Origin of the sequence: Actinomadura mexicana (assembly GCF_900188105.1) — a bacterium.
GTDB classification, from domain to species: Bacteria; Actinomycetota; Actinomycetes; order Streptosporangiales; family Streptosporangiaceae; genus Spirillospora; species Spirillospora mexicana.
The window spans coordinates 508144-523542 of the sequence record NZ_FZNP01000004.1 but is presented as its reverse complement, the minus strand read 5'-3'; the positions used below and the strand labels follow the sequence as shown (position 1 = coordinate 523542).

Genomic DNA, 15399 nt, shown 5'->3' with positions numbered 1-15399 from the left:
CGATGACTGCATCAATCGAACAGATCACCAGCGCCCTGCGGGAGTCGGTGAAGGAGACCCGGCGCCTGCGCCTGCGGAACGAGGAGCTCGAGGCGACGCTCGGCGAACCGGTGGCGATCGTGGGGATGGCCTGCCGGCTCCCGGGAGGCGTGGCCTCGCCGCAGGAGTACTGGCGGCTGCTGGCCGGCGGTCGTGACGCGGTGTCGGGGTTCCCCGGCGACCGGGGCTGGGATCTGGCGGGGCTGTTCGATCCGGATCCCGATCACCTCGGGACCTCGTACGTGCGCGAGGGCGGCTTCCTGGAGCAGGTGGCGGATTTCGACGCGGAGTTCTTCGGGATCTCCCCGCGCGAGGCGCAGGCAATGGATCCCCGTCAGCGGCTGCTCCTGGAGGCCGGCTGGGAGCTGTTCGAGCATGCCGGAGTGGACCCGGCGGGCCTGAAGGGGAGCCGCACGGGGGTCTTCGTCGGTGCCGGGCCTTCGGACTACCCCCACGTGGAGGGGTACGCGGTGACCGGGACCACGCCGAGCGTGGTGTCCGGGCGGGTGTCGTACGTGTTCGGGTTGGAGGGCCCGGCGGTCACGGTGGACACGGCGTGCTCGTCGTCGCTGGTGGCGCTGCATCTGGCGTGCCAGGCGCTGCGGGCGGGGGAGTGCTCGATGGCGGTGGCCGGCGGGGTGGCGGTCATGTCGAGTCCGAAGGTGATCGTCGAGTTCAGCCGGCAGCGCGCCCTGTCCCCGGACGGGCGGTGCAAGGCGTTCGCCGACACCGCCGACGGATTCGGGTTCGCGGAGGGCGTCGCCCTGCTTCTCGTCGAGCCCCTGTCGGAGGCCCGGCGCCGTGGACACGAGATCTTGGCCGTCATCCGGGGCTCCGCGGTGAACCAGGACGGCGCGTCCAGCGGGCTGACGGCACCGAACGGGCCCTCGCAGCAGCGGGTGATCCGCGCGGCGCTCCGGGCCGCGGGGCTCGCCGCCGGTGATGTGGACGTGGTGGAGGCGCACGGGACGGGCACCACGCTGGGCGACCCGATCGAGGCGCAGGCGCTGCTGGCGACCTACGGGCAGGACCGCCGCGCCGGCCGGCCGCTGGTGCTGGGGTCGGTCAAGTCGAACATCGGCCACACCCAGGCGGCGGCGGGGGCCGCCGGGGTGATGAAGATGGTGCTGGCGATGCGGCACGGCGTGGTGCCCGCGACGCTGCACGTGGACGAGCCGAGCCGGCATGTCGACTGGTCCGCGGGGGCGGTCCGGCTCGCCGTGGAGGCTGTGCCGTGGCCCGACGGCGGGCATCCGCGGCGTGCCGGGGTGTCCTCGTTCGGGGTCAGCGGCACCAACGCCCACCTCGTCCTCGAACAGCCGCCCAGCGACGGCGCGGCCGCCGCCCCGCGGCCCGCGGAGAACGGCCATGCCGTCCAGGCGGGGGAGGAGCCGCCGGTGGTGCCGTGGGTGGTGTCGGGGCGAGGCGAGCGGGGGCTGCGCGGGCAGGCCGCCCGGCTGGCGGAGTTCCTCGCGGCCTGCGAGGACCTGGACCCGCGCGACGCCGCGCGCTCGCTGGCCCGGCGTGCGGGACTGTCCCACCGGGCGGTCGCCCTCGGCACCACCCGAACCGAGCTGCTCACCGGACTGCGCGCCCTCGCCCGGGGCGAGCCCGCGCCGGGGCTGGTCGAGGGCGCGGCACGCGGCCGTACCGGCGAGGCGGTGCTGGTCTTCCCCGGGCAGGGATCGCAGTGGCCGGGAATGGCGCTCGGGCTGCTGGCGGCGAGCCCGGTGTTCCGTGACAGGTTCGACGAATGCGACCGGGCACTCGCCCCCTTCACGGGATGGTCCGTGCGCGACGTGCTCCGCGGCACGGCCGGTGCCCCGGACCTGGACCGGGTGGACGTCGTGCAGCCGGCGCTGTTCGCGATCATGGTGTCGCTGGCGGCCCTGTGGGAGCACGCGGGCGTCGTGCCCGCCGCGGTGGCCGGGCATTCCCAGGGCGAGATCGCGGCCGCCTGCGTGGCGGGCGGGCTGACCCTGGAGGACGCGGCGCGCGTGGTGGCGCTGCGAAGCCAGGCCCTGGGCGCGCTGTCCGGGCGGGGGGCGATGGCGTCCGTGGGCCTCGGGCGCGAGGAGGCCGAGGGGCTGCTCACGCGTTGGGACGGCCGGTTGTCGGTCGCCGCGGTGAACGGGCCCGGGTCGGTGGTGGTCTCGGGCGACGCCGGCGCGGTGGCCGAGCTGGTGGCCGGGCATCGGGACTCCGAGGTGCGGGTACGGCGGCTGCCGGTCGACTACGCCTCGCACTCGCCGCACGTCGAGCGGATCAAGGACGACCTGCTCGCGCGGCTCGGTGGCGTCACCCCTGTCCTCTCGCGCGTCCCCTTCTACTCGGCGGTCACCGGCGAGCGGCTGGACACCACCGCGCTCGACGCGGGCTACTGGTACCGCAACCTCCGGCAGCCGGTGCGGTTCGACGAGGTCACCCGGGCCCTGCTGGAGCGAGGCCACGAGCTGTTCGTGGAGTCGAGCCCGCACCCGGTACTGACCGTGGGGATCGAGGAGACGATCGCCGATGCGGACGCCTCCGCGGTCGTCGTCGGATCGCTGCACCGCGACCGCGGAGGCCCGGACGACTTCCTCGCCTCGGTCGCGCGGGCCTACGTCGGCGGCGTGCCGGTCGGCTGGGAGGCACTGCTCGGCGGGGAGGCGCGGCCCGGTCACCGCGGGAGCGGCGCCGAGCTGCCCTCGTACGCGTTCCAGCGGCGGCGCTACTGGCAGGAGCCCTCGGCGCCTTCCGGGGACGCCCTCGCGAAGGCGGGCCTGCGCGCCGGCGAGCACCCCCTCCTGGGCGCCGCGATGGACATCGCCGACAGCGGCGGAGCCGTGGTGCTGTCCGGCCGCCTGTCGCTGCAGACCCACCGGTGGCTGGCCGACCACGCGGTCGGTGACCGCGTGCTGCTTCCCGGCACGGCGTTCGTCGAGCTGGCGCTGCGGGCCGCGGCGGAGGCCGGCTGCTCCGGGATCGAGGAGCTGGCGCTGGAGGCCCCCTTGGAGATCCCCTCCGCGGGGGCGGTCCAGGTCCAGGTGGTGGCCGGTGCGCCGGACGGCTCGGGCAGGCGCCCGGTGACCGTGCACTCCAGGCCCGAGGACACGTCCGTGGACGGCGAATGGACGGCGAACGCCGTCGGCGAGCTGACCGGCTCGCCCTTCGCGCAGGACGCCGGCGACCTCGTGACCTGGCCGCCGGCCGGCGCGGAGGCCCTGCCCGCGGACCGGCTCTACGAGGAGTTCGCGGAGCGGGGATACGGGTACGGCGAGGCCTTCCGCGGGATACGCAGGGCCTGGCGCCGCGGAGACGACGTCTTCGCCGAGGTCGGCCTGCCCGCCCCGCAGCGCGGCGAAGCCGGGCGATTCGGGGTCCACCCCGCGCTTCTGGACGCGGCGGTTCAGGCGGCGGGCCTGCTGTTCGCGGAGGAGGACCCGCCCGGTGCGGGCGTCCGGCTGCCGTTCGTGTTCGCAAGGGCGGCGCTCGCGGCGCCGGGCGCGGCCGACCTGCGGGTCAGGGTGCGGCGGACCGGCCCTGACCGGGCGGCGCTGACGGCCGCGGACCTCGACGGGCGGCCCGTGCTCTCGGTGGGCGCCGTCGTCGTTCGGCCGGTGTCGGCGGGGCAGCTGCGCGCGCCGAGCGCGGGTGCTCTGCGCGACGCCCTGTTCCGGCTCGACTGGGTACCTCTCACGCGGCCCGCGGCCGGTCCGGCGGCGCGCCGGCCGCGATGGGCGGTCCTGGGCGCGGACGGGGCGGAGGTCGCGCGGCGGCTCGGTGATTCCGGCGCGGTCGTCGGCGAGTACCGCGACGTGGCCGGGCTCCGCGCGGCGATCGCCGAGGGAGCTCCCGCACCGGATCTGGCGGTGTGGTGCGGCCCCGGGGCCGAGGATGCCTCGTCCGGTGGCGATACGGACCTGGCCGCCCGCGTCCGGACGGTCACCGCGGCGGCGCTGAGGGAGGTGCAGGCCTGGCTGGCGGACGATGTTCTCAGCGCCGGCAGCCTGGTGGTCAGGACGCAGGGCGCGGTCGCGGCACGGGACGGGGACGATGTCGCGGACCTGGCCTCGGCCGCCGTGTGGGGCCTGGTGCGCACGGCCCAGACGGAGAACCCGGACCGGTTCGTGCTTGTCGACGACGGCACCTCGCCGGACACCGGCGGATCGGGGGAGGTCTGGGCGGAGCTGGCGGCCTGCGGGGAGCCCCAGCTCGCGGTCCGTTCCGGCGAACTGCTGGTGCCGCGGCTCGCCCGGGCAGACGGTGGCGAGAGCCTGATCCCGCCCGCGGGCGCGGCCGCCTGGCGCCTGGAGTGCGCCGGCACCCGGACGCTGGAGGGGCTGGTGCTGGCGGAACGCCCCCCGCCCACCGGCCCGCTCGGCCCTCGCGAGGTACGGGTGGCGGTGCGCGCGGCCGGGCTCAACTTCCATGACGTGGTCGTCGCGCTGGGGCTGATCCCGGACGAGGCGGACCTGGGCGGCGAGGGCGCGGGGATCGTCACCGCCGTCGGCGGCGACGTGCACGACCTGGAGCCCGGGGACCGCGTGCTGGGCCTGCTGGCCGGCGCGTTCGGCCCGGTGGCGGTGACCGATCACCGCCTGCTGGCCAGGATTCCCCGGAACTGGTCGTTCGAGGAGGCCGCGTCCGTGCCCGTGGCCTTCCTGACCGCGCACTACGCGCTCTTCGACCTGGCCGGGCTCCGGCCGGGCGAGTCCGTGCTCGTGCACGCGGGCGCCGGCGGGGTCGGCATGGCGGCGATTCAGCTGGCGAGGCACCGCGGCGCCCAGGTGTTCGCGACCGCCGGCCAGGGCAAGTGGCCGGTCCTGAGGTCCGCCGGACTGGACGACGCGCACATCGCGTCGAGCCGCACACTCGACTTCGAGCGGCATTTCGCCGAGGCGACCGCAGGGCAGGGCGTCGACGTGGTGCTCAACTCGCTGGCCGGGGAGTTCGTCGACGCCTCGCTGCGGCTGACGCGGCGGCCCGGCGGCCGGTTCGTCGAGATGGGGAAGACGGACGTCCGGGACCCCGGCGACGTCCGCGGCGGCCATCCCGGGATCGGTTACCGCGCGTTCGAGCTGAACGAGGCGGGACCGGACCGCATCGGGGAGATGCTCTCCGAGATCATGGAGCTGTTCCGCACCGGCGCGCTGGAGCCGCTGCCCGTGACCGCCTGGGACGTCCGCGACGCGATACCGGCGTTCCGGTTCATGAGCCGGGCCCGGCATGTGGGCAAGATCGTGCTGACCGTCCCGCCGGCGCCGGACCCCGAGGGGACGGTGCTCATCACCGGGGGGACCGGGACCCTGGCCGGACTCGTCGCGCGCCATCTCGCCGAGCGCGGGGCGAGGCACTTCCTGCTGCTCGGTCGCCGCGGGCCGGAGGCGCCGGGCGCCGACGCCGTCCGGGCCGGTCTGACCGAGCTGGGCGCCACGGTGGAGACGTCCGCCTGCGACGTCGCGGACCGGGCCGCCCTTGCCCGGGCTCTGGCCGCGGTTCCGGCCGAGCATCCGCTGACGATGGTGGTGCACGCCGCCGGGATCCTCGACGACCAGACCCTGCCCTCGCTCACCGCGGACAGGATCGACGCGGTCATGCGGCCCAAGGTCGACGCGGCGCTGCACCTGCACGAGCTCACCGCGGAGGCCGGCCTGGCGCAGTTCGTGGTGTTCTCCTCGGGAGCCGGGCTGACCGGAGCGCCGGGGCAGGGCAACTACGCCGCCGCGAACGTGTTCCTCGACGCGCTCTGCTGCCACCGGCGGGCCGCGGGCCTGCCGGCGACGTCGGTGGCGTGGGGCCTGTGGGAGGCGACCAGCGGGCTGACCGCCGGCCTCACCGGTTCCGACCGGGCCCGTATCACCGGGTACTTCGCGCCCCTGCCCACGCCTCAGGCGCTGGCCCTCTTCGACGCCGCGCGCGGCTCCGCCGAACCCGTCCTGCTGGCCTCCGCCGTCCGCACGGGCCGGCTCCGGGCCCTCGCCCGCGACGGCTCCCTTCCGGCGCTGTGGCGCGGACTGATCAGCGCGCCGGTCCCGGCCCGGACGGCGGGCGTCGACCCGGCCGCCGGGGTGGCGGAGCAGCTCGCATCGCTGGACGAGGCCGGGCAGCGGCGCTTCCTGCTCCACCTCGTCCGGTCGCACGCCGCCGTCGCGCTGGGCGGCGGCGACGCGGAGACCCTGGATCCGGACAGCCCGTTCCGGGACCTCGGCTTCGACTCCCTCACCGCCGTCGACCTCCGCAACAGGCTGGCCGGCGCGACCGGCTGCCGGTTCCCGGCGACGCTGGTCTTCGACCATCCCACTCCGGCCGAACTCGCCGCCCATCTGCGGACGAGGCTCGCCCCTGACGCGGCGCCGGGGCCCGAGCCGCTGATCGAGGAGATCGAGCGGCTGGAGAAGGCGCTCCTGCGGGGCGAGCCGGGGGAGGACCTGCGGGGCAGGATCACCGGCCGCCTCCAGACGCTGCTGAACCGATGGAACGACGCTCACCGGAACGGCGGGGGACCGGCGCCCGAGGCGGCGGCCCACGAGGCGACAGCCGCCGCCCTCGATTCCGCCACCGACGACGAGCTGTTCGCTCTCATCGACGGCGACTCCTCGGACGCCACGTAGCGCCCGTGCCGTCAGTCGCGTCCCGCGGCCGGGCGGCCGCCGCCGCAGAGGCGCAGGGTGCTCTCCAGGCACAGCTCCGCCGCATCACCGGTGGTGAGGCGGCCGGCGGTGACCTCCGCCGCGGCGGTGTGCTGGAGGCCGATGATGGCGGCGGCGAGCCAGGCGGAGGAGGTCGACCGGTCGAAGTGCCCCGTGCTCTGGCCTCGCCGGACGAGCCGTTCGAGCCGCGGGGGCACGACGTCCAGGGGGTTGCGGCCGTCGGGCCGCGGGATCCGGGGCGCGGTGGGGTTGAGCAGGAGCGGGTGGCGGCCCAGGAATCGCCAGCCGGCGTCCAGGAACTGGGCGAGCGCCTCGGGGGGCGGGGCGGTGTCGAGGCCGGCGGCGTCGAGCGCGGCGAGGTACTCGGCGGCCGCGGCCTCGATGAGGGCGTCGACGAGGGCGTCGCGCGAGGGGAAGTGCGCGTAGACGGTCTGGCGGGTGACCTGGGCCTTGGTGGCGATCTCTTCCACGCTGGCGTCGGGCCGCTCGCCGAGCACGATGCGGGCCGCGTTGAGGATGGCGTCGATGCTGCGCCGAGCGTCGGAGCGCCGGGGGCGGGTCGGCGCGGCGGTGTCGAGCGTGTCCTCCATTCCAGTGACGATATCCGTTCGCCGACAACCTTGACAAGCTGTAAGAGATAGTCAACTCTTACAGCATGTCAAAGGACAGCATGGGCGGGGACCGTCCGGCGATCGAGGCGCACGGCCTGGTCAAGCGCTACGGCGAGACCCGGGCTCTCGACGGGATCGACCTCATGGTCCGGCGCGGCCAGGTCTTCGGGTTCCTCGGCCCCAACGGGGCGGGCAAGACCACCACGATCCGCATCCTGGCCACCCTGACCCGCCCCGACGGCGGCACCGCCCGCGTCCTCGGCCACGATCTGGCCGGCGAGCGGTCCAAGATCCGGGCACGGGTGTCGGTGACCGGCCAGTTCGCCGCCCTCGACGAGGATCTGACCGGATACGAGAACCTGAACATCCTCGGCCGCCTCCACGGCCTGTCCCGCGGCGCCGGCAGGCGGCGGGCCGACGACCTGCTCGCCGCCTTCGAGCTGACCGACGCCGGCGGCCGCACCGTGGGCGGGTACTCGGGCGGAATGCGCCGCCGGCTGGACATCGCGGCCAGCCTGATCGTGCCCCCCGACCTGCTGTTCCTCGACGAGCCGACCACCGGCCTGGACCCGCGCAGCCGCAACCAGGTGTGGGAGCTGGTCCGCCGGATCGCCGCGGCCGGTACCACGGTGCTGCTCACCACCCAGTACCTGGAGGAGGCCGACCAGCTCGCCGAGCAGATCGCGGTCATCGACCGCGGCCGGATCGTGGCCGAGGGCACCAGCGCCCAGCTGAAGTCCCGGGTCGGATCGGGCACCCTGCACGTCCGGCTCCTCGACGGCGACCAGCGTCCGCAGGCGCAGCAGGTGCTGGCCGGCGCCCTGCGGGGGACGGTCCAGCTCGCCGACGACCCGCTCGCCCTGTCCGTGCTGCTCACCGCCCCCGCGGACGGGGCGGACGCGGGCCGGCTGGTCGGGCACGCCATGACCCGGCTCGCCGAGGCCCGGGTGGGCATCGCCGAGGTCGCCCTCGGCCAGCCCAGCCTGGACGAGACCTTCCTCGCCCTGACCGGCCATACGCCCGAACCGGCCGCCACCGACCAGGAGGACGTGAACGCATGAGCACCCCGGCCGCCGCCACGCGCCCCGGCGCGGCAGAGACCGAACGGATCGACATCCTGCTCTCGGTGAGCCGGCCGCCCCGCGGCGCCGGGGCGCTCATCGCCTCCGCGACCTTCGGCCGGCGGGCCATGCTCAAGATCAAGCACGATCCCAAGCAGCTGGTGGACTCGGTCGCCATCCCCCTGCTGATCACCGTGCTGTTCACCTACCTGTTCGGCGGCGCCATCAGCGGCTCGCCCGGCGACTACCTCAAGGTCCTGCTCCCCGGCACGCTCAGCATGAGCATCGCCATCGTGACCATGTACGGCGGCGCCCGGCTCGCCCAGGACGTGACGACCGGTGCCTTCGACCGCTTCCGATCGCTGTCGGTCTGGCGCGGCGCCTTCGTGCTCGGCGGCCTGCTCAGCGACGCCGCCCGTTACCTGTTCGCCTCGGTCATGGTGGTGGCCCTCGGACTGATCATGGGCTACCGCCCCGGCGGCGGCGCACCGGGGGTGCTCGCCGCGATGGCCCTGGTCGTCGCCTTCGGGCTCGCCCTGTCGCTGCTGTGGGCGGTGGTCGCCCTGCTCATACCCGACCCGGCCGTCGTCATCAGCATCGCCAACCTCGTGCTGATGCCGCTCTCGTTCGCCAGCAACATCTTCGTCGAGCCCGACACCATGCCGGGCTGGCTCCAGGCCTTCGTCGACGTCAACCCGCTCAGCCATGTCGCGACCACGGCCAGGGAGCTGATGAACGACGGCAGTGCCTCCGGTGGATCCCTCGCCTGGTCGCTCCTCGCGATCGCCGCCATCGCCGGAGTGTGCGGGCCGCTCACCCTCCACCTCTACGGCAGGCGGGGCTGACCGGCGCGGCGGGCCCGCCGGGCGCCGGATTAGGGGGCACGGGGCGGAACTTAGGGGGCGCGAACCGCTCCGTGCCGAGGTCCCGCGTGATCGACTTGGAAAAGCGGACCGGCGTCGACGCGACTGGCCGGTTCGCGTTGCGCCCGGCTCCCACCGACCCGCGGTGGCCCGCGCGGGCCGTGGGAGGGCCGCGATGCCTCTGGACCGCATACTCCGGCACCTGATCAACTGGCAGGGCGCCGACGGCCTTCGACTCACGGCTCGCGCGATGTCCGTCGAGCAGGCCCGCGAGAAGTACCGGGCGAACGCGATCCGTCCTCCCCGGGAGGACGCAGGCCCTTCCCGGACCGTGGCCACCGCCGATCGGACGATCACCGAGGGGGGCGAGCCGCCCCTGCGATGCCGCGTGTACACCCCGGAATCGGACGAGGGCCGGGTGGTCACGTACCTGCACGGCGGCGGTTGGGTGCTGGGGGACGTCGACAGCCACGACGGGATCTGCCGTGTCCTGGCGGCGTCGCTGGGGGCGGTCGTCGTCTCCGCCGACTACCGGCGGGCGCCGGAGTCCCCGTTCCCGGCCCCGCTGCGCGACGCCCTCGCCGCGGCTCGCTGGACGGCCCGGAGCTTCCCCGGACGTGATCATGTGATCGCGGGCGACAGTGCGGGAGGCAGCCTGTCGGTGGGCGTCGCGGTCGAGGCCCGCGATACCGGTGACATCGGGTTCGCCGCACAGCTGCTGGTGTACCCGCCCGTGGATCCGAGCCTGAGGATCGCCTCGGCGTCCGAGCACGCCGAGGGGTACCTGCTGAGCGTCGACGACATGGCCTGGTACTACGAGCAGTACCTTCCGGACGACCGGTTGCGCGGTGATCCGGCCGTGGCCCTGCTGGACGCGGACCTGCGGGGGTTGCCGCCGACGGTGCTCGGAACGGCCGAGTTCGACCCGCTCCACGACGAGGGGGTGGAGCTGGCCGAGAAGCTGCGCGCCTCCGGCGTACCGGTTCGGCACGTGCCCGGGGCGGGCCTCGTCCACGGCTATCTGTTGTTGCAGGACATCGTGCCGGCGGCGGCGGCCTGCACCCGGCAGGTCGTCCAGGAGCTGGACGCGCTCCTGAGGTCGTCGACCCCGTCGGCCCCGTCGACGAGCTAGGCGCGCCCCGTCCGCTTCGCGGTGTCCGCGCGCCGGGCCGTTCCCTCGCCGGGCGGACGGTCCCGGTCTCCGGCCGGCTCGGCGCCGAGCTCGCGGGGGAGGGCGAAAGTGATCGACTCGTTGGCGGTGCGGACGGGCTCCACCCGGTCCCAGCCCCGTGCCGCGAGGAGGGCGAGGATCTCGCGGACGAGGGCGTCGGGGGCGGACGCGCCGGAGGAAAGGCCGATGACCTCGGCGTCTTCGAGCCAGGCCGTGTCGACCTGGGTGGCGTCCTCGACCAGGTGAGCCCGCCGGGCACCGGCGTCGCTCGCGACCTCGGCCAGGCGGCGGGAGTTGGAGGAGTTGGCCGAGCCGACGATCAGTACGAGGTCGGCTTCGGCGGCGATGCGCTTGACGGCCTCCTGCCGGTTCTGGGTGGCGTAGCAGATGTCGGCGCTCGGCGGGCCCTGCAGTTGGGGGAAGCGGTCGGCGAGGACCTCGACGGTCGCGGTGGTCTCGTCCACCGACAGGGTGGTCTGGGACAGCCACGCGAGGCGCTCACGGCCGGGCACGGTGACGCCGGCGGCGTGTTCGGGGCCGTCGACCAGGGTGACGCGGCCGGGAGCGTGACCCATGGTGCCGATGACCTCCTCGTGGCCCTCGTGGCCGATCAGCAGGATGTGGTAGTCCTCGGCCGCGTAGCGGTGCGCCTCCTTGTGGACCTTGGTGACCAGCGGGCAGGTGGCGTCGATGGTCCGCAGTCCGCGTGCCCGCGCCTCGGCGCGCACGGTGGGGGCGACGCCGTGGGCGGAGTACATCAGGATCGCGCCCTCGGGAGCCTGCGCGGCCTCGTCGACGAACACCGCGCCCTTGGCCTCCAGGTCGCGCACGACGTGGGCGTTGTGGACGATCTCGTGCCGGACGTAGACCGGCGCGCCGTAGAGTTCGAGCGCCTTCTCCACGGCGGCCACCGCCCGCTCGACCCCGGCGCAGAAGCCGCGCGGCGAGGCGAGCAGCACGCGCTTCCCCCCGGCGCTCACGAGCGCCTCCACACGGCCGCGTGCGCGAGGGCGCGGAGCGCCTGGTCGACGGGGGCGGGCAGGTCGGCCGCCGCGAGCGCGTCCAGGGCCTGCCGGTAGCGTTCCCCGATCATCTGCTCGACGCCCGCGGCGGCGCCGGTCGCGGTCATGACGTCCCGCGCGCGCCCGGCGGCGTCCTCGGTGATCGCCTGGTCGCCGAGGGCCGCGCGCAGGTCGGCCTCCTGCCGCTCGTCCGCGGCGGCGAGGGCGAGGGCGACCAGGACGGTGTGCTTGCCCTCGCGCAGGTCGTCGAGGCGTGACTTGCCGGTCTCGTCCGGGTCGCCGAAGATCCCGAGGAGGTCGTCGCGCAGCTGGAACGCCTCGCCGAGCGGGATCGCGAAGGCGCTGAGGCCGTCGAGCAGGCCCTGGCCCGCGCCGGCGAGCACCGCGCCGAGCTGGAGCGGCCGCTCGATCGTGTACTTGGCGGTCTTGTACCTGATGACGGTGAGGGGCAGGTCGGTGCTCCCCTCCAGCCGCGCGGCACCGGTGAGGTCCAGGTACTGCCCGTACATGACCTCCGTGCGCATCTCGTCGACCAGCGCGAGCGCGGCGGCGAGGCGGTCCGGGGCCAGGCCGCCGGCGTGCAGCAGTTCGTCGGACCACGTCATCGCCAGGTCGCCGATGAGGATCGCGGCGCCGATGCCCAGCTGCTCCGCCTCCGCCCGGGGTTGGGTCAGGGCGAACTCGGCGGCGAGGCACCGGTGGACGGTGGGGCGGCCGCGGCGGGTGTCCGAGCGGTCCATGACGTCGTCGTGGATGAGGGCGAAGGCGTGGAACATCTCGAGCGCGGCTCCCGCCGGCACCAAACCGTGCGGCTCGGGACCGCCCCCGGCGGCGTACCAGCCGCACGCGCACAGCAGCGGCCTGATCCGCTTGCCGCCGGCGGCGAGGAACCCCCCGAGCTCCTCGATCCCGCGCGCGGGAAGGGCCTGCGATCGGGCGGCGCGGGCCTTCCGGGCGAGGAAGGCCTCCAGATGCGCCTCCACCTGGGCCCGGTACGAGTCGAGATCGAGCTCTGCCGGTGAGGTGAGGGTCTCGGTCACGAGTTCTCCTCCGGGGTGTCTGCCTTCTGGGACTCGGTCAGGCGCAGCGCCTCGTCGAGGAGCCGTTCGACGATCTGCTCCTCGGGGACGGTGGCCACGACCTCGCCGCGCACGAAGATCTGGCCTTTGCCGTTGCCGGAGGACACGCCGAGGTCCGCCTCGCGTGATTCGCCGGGCCCGTTGACCACGCAGCCCATCACCGCCACGCGCAGCGGGTGGGGGAAGCCGTCGAAGGCCGCTTCGACGCGCTTGGCGAGGGAGTGGATGTCGACCTGCAACCGCCCGCACCCGGGGCAGGAGACGATCTCCAGGCGGCGCGCGCGCAGCCCGAGCGAGGCGAGGATGTGGACTCCGGCCTTGACCTGCTCGACCGGGGGTTCGGACAGGGAGACGCGGATGGTGTCCCCGATCCCCTCCGCCAGCAGGACCCCCATCGCCACGGCGGACTTGATCGAGCCCTGGAAGGCGGGCCCGGCCTCGGTGACCCCGAGGTGCAGGGGGTACTCGCAGGAGCGGGCGAGGATCCGGTTGGCCTGGATCATCACGAGGGGGTCGTGGTGCTTGACGGCGATCTTCAGGTCGGTGAAGCCGTGCTCCTCGAACAGCGAGCACTCCCACAGCGCCGACTCGGCCAGCGCCTCGGGGGTGGGGCCGCCGTGCCTGGCCAGCAGCCGCGGGTCGAGGGAACCGGCGTTGACCCCGATGCGGATCGGCACCCCGGCCGCGCCCGCCTCCCGGGCGATGCGCCTGACCTGGTCGTCGAAGCGCTTGATGTTTCCCGGGTTCACCCGGACCGCCGCGCAGCCGGCGTCGATGGCGGCGAACACGTACCGGGGCTGGAAGTGGATGTCGGCGATCACCGGCACCGGGGACCGCTCGACGATCTTGGCGAGCGCGTCGGCGTCGTCCTGGGAGGGCACCGCGACCCGGACGATGTCGCAGCCCGCGGCGGTGACCGCGGCGATCTGCTGCAGGGTCGCGTCGACGTCGGCGGTGACGGTGGTGGGCATCGTCTGGACGCTGATCGGCGCACCGCCGCCCACGGGCACGCTGCCCACGTCGAGCCGCTTGCTGGTACGGCGCGGGCGGAGCACTCCGGCCGGCGGGGGGAGGGCCGGGGTCGGCAGGTCGACGAGGGTCATCGCATCCTCCCGGCGGTTCGGGCGGGCGCGGGCGCGGCGGCGTCCGCGAGCGCGTCGACGGAGGCGCGCACGATGCCGGTGGCGTCGAGGCCGTGGGCGGAGAGCAGTTCGCCGCGCCCGCCGTGCTCGATGAACTCCCGCGGCAGCCCGAGCACCCGCACGGGGGTCGAGATGCCCGCGTCGGCGCAGGCGAGGGCGAGCGCGGAGCCGAATCCTCCGACGCGGCACCCGTCCTCGACCGTCACCACCAGGCGCCGGTTCCGGACGAGTTCGAGCACGGCCTCGGGAACCGGCAGGATCCAGCGGGGATCGGCGACCATCGCGCCGATCCCGTTCGCCTCCAGCCGCCGCGCGGCCTCGACGGCGCCGGCGGCCAGCGGGCCGCACGCGAGCAGCAGCACGTCGTCGCGCCCTGCGTCGGCGCCGTGGAGCACGTCGACTCCGTCCACGTGCCCGACCCGGGGGATCGGCGCTCCCGCCGTCCCCTTCGGGAAGCGGACCACGCACGGCCCGGTGTGCGTGACCGCCTCGCGCAGCAGCGCCTTGAGCTGCGCCGTGTCGCGCGGCGCGGCCATCCTCAGCCCGGGTACCTGGGCGAGGAACCCGAGATCCCACATGCCGTGGTGACTGGCTCCGTCCGGCCCGGTGACCCCGGCGCGGTCGAGCACGAACGTCACCGGGAGCCGGTGCAGCGCGACGTCCATGAGCACCTGGTCCAGCGCCCGGCTCAGGAACGTCGCGTAGAGCGCGACCACGGGGCGGCGTCCGGCCATGGCCATTCCCGCCGCGGTGCACACGGCCTGCGCCTCGGCGATCCCCACATCGAAGAACCGCCCCGGGAAACGCTCGGCGAAGCCGGCGAGCCCGACGGGCTCGCGCATCGCCGCGCTCAGGCACACGATGTCGGCGAACTCCTCGCCGAGCTCGGTGATCTCCCGGCCGAACTCCTGCGTCCAGGAGACGCTCGGAGGCGACAGGGGCCGGCCGGTCTCGGGATCGAGCACCCCGATCCCGTGCATCCGGTCCGCGGGATCGCTCTCCGCCGGGGCCCATCCGCGGCCCTTGTCGGTGACGGCGTGGACGACCACGACCCGGCGCAGGTCGCGCGCCTCGCGCAGCGCCGCCTCCACCGCCGCGATGTCGTGGCCGTCCACGGGGCCGAGATAGGCGAGCCCGAGCTGCTGGAACACGTTCGGCTCGTCCGATCCCGGACCGCGGCGCCCGGAGCGCTGCTCGGCCAGATGCCGGGCGAGCCCGCCGACCGTCGGGTCGTAGGAGCGGGCGTTGTCGTTGAGCACGACCACCACGGGCAGCTCCGGGCGCTCGGCCAGATTGTTCAGCCCCTCCCACGCGAGGCCGCCGGTCATCGCACCGTCGCCGACCACGGCGGCGACGCACCCGCCCGCCCGGCGCTCGTCGAGGCCGAACCCGGCGGCGAGCCCGTGGGCGTAGGAGAGCGATGTCGAGGCGTGCGAGTTCTCCACCCAGTCGTGGACGGACTCGGCCCGCGACGGGTAGCCGGACAGGCCGCGCCTTCGGCGCAGGCTAACGAACTCCCTCGTCCGCCCCGTGAGGATCTTGTGGACGTACGCCTGGTGCCCGGTGTCGAACACGATCGCGTCCCGCGGCGAGTCGAACACCCGGTGCAGCGCGATCGACAACTCGACCACGCCCAGGTTCACCCCCAGATGCCCCCCGGTGGCGCACACCCGCTCCACCAGAAGTGTCCGGATCTCGCCCGCGAGGTCGCGGAGCCCGCCGTCGTCCATCGCGAGCAGCGCCGTCCGGTCGACGACCGGTGCCGGCTCCGGTCCATTG

9 protein-coding genes are annotated in these 15399 nt (G+C 74.8%); 4 read left to right on the top strand and 5 right to left on the bottom strand.

Annotation, left to right across the window (positions count from 1 at the left end):
• Window positions 1-2 precede the first annotated feature (2 nt).
• Complete coding sequence (locus tag CHC11_RS13670; protein WP_089312061.1) at window positions 3-6632, top strand: type I polyketide synthase; 6630 nt, start codon at window positions 3-5, stop codon at window positions 6630-6632.
• Between the two features lie 11 nt (window positions 6633-6643).
• Here CHC11_RS13670 and CHC11_RS13665 read toward each other — a convergent pair whose 3' ends face one another.
• Window positions 6644-7261 (bottom strand): TetR/AcrR family transcriptional regulator, encoded by a 618-nt coding sequence (locus CHC11_RS13665; protein WP_089312060.1) that lies wholly within the window; start codon window positions 7259-7261, stop codon window positions 6644-6646.
• A gap of 65 nt (window positions 7262-7326) precedes the next feature.
• Here CHC11_RS13665 and CHC11_RS13660 point away from each other — a divergent pair, with 65 nt between their 5' ends.
• The 3 genes from CHC11_RS13660 to CHC11_RS13650 all read left to right on the top strand — a co-directional run bounded on the left by CHC11_RS13660 (window position 7327) and on the right by CHC11_RS13650 (window position 10338).
• Entirely contained in the window at window positions 7327-8343 is a 1017-nt protein-coding gene (locus CHC11_RS13660) for an ATP-binding cassette domain-containing protein (RefSeq protein WP_089312059.1), read from the top strand.
• Window positions 8340-9188, top strand: a complete 849-nt coding sequence (locus CHC11_RS13655) for an ABC transporter permease (protein WP_089312058.1) — start codon at window positions 8340-8342, stop codon at window positions 9186-9188. The genes CHC11_RS13660 and CHC11_RS13655 overlap by 4 nt, the downstream gene beginning before the upstream one ends.
• A gap of 193 nt (window positions 9189-9381) precedes the next feature.
• Window positions 9382-10338 (top strand): alpha/beta hydrolase, encoded by a 957-nt coding sequence (locus tag CHC11_RS13650; RefSeq protein ID WP_089312057.1) that lies wholly within the window; start codon window positions 9382-9384, stop codon window positions 10336-10338.
• On the opposite strand, the gene CHC11_RS13645 is transcribed toward CHC11_RS13650, so the two are convergent.
• The 4 genes from CHC11_RS13645 to CHC11_RS13630 are packed head-to-tail and all read right to left on the bottom strand — an operon-like array spanning window position 10335 to window position 15350.
• Window positions 10335-11357, bottom strand: a complete 1023-nt coding sequence (locus CHC11_RS13645; RefSeq protein WP_281258312.1) for a 4-hydroxy-3-methylbut-2-enyl diphosphate reductase — start codon at window positions 11355-11357, stop codon at window positions 10335-10337. The two genes, CHC11_RS13650 and CHC11_RS13645, sit on opposite strands and share 4 nt — an antisense overlap.
• Complete coding sequence (locus tag CHC11_RS13640; RefSeq protein ID WP_089312056.1) at window positions 11354-12439, bottom strand: polyprenyl synthetase family protein; 1086 nt, start codon at window positions 12437-12439, stop codon at window positions 11354-11356. Before CHC11_RS13640 ends, CHC11_RS13645 begins: the two co-directional genes overlap by 4 nt.
• On the bottom strand, window positions 12436-13581 hold the full coding sequence (gene ispG, locus CHC11_RS13635) for a flavodoxin-dependent (E)-4-hydroxy-3-methylbut-2-enyl-diphosphate synthase (RefSeq protein WP_089312055.1): 1146 nt from the start codon (window positions 13579-13581) through the stop codon (window positions 12436-12438). Before ispG ends, CHC11_RS13640 begins: the two co-directional genes overlap by 4 nt.
• Window positions 13578-15350, bottom strand: a complete 1773-nt coding sequence (locus CHC11_RS13630) for a 1-deoxy-D-xylulose-5-phosphate synthase (protein ID WP_425427311.1) — start codon at window positions 15348-15350, stop codon at window positions 13578-13580. Before CHC11_RS13630 ends, ispG begins: the two co-directional genes overlap by 4 nt.
• Between the last annotated feature and the right edge of the window lie 49 nt (window positions 15351-15399).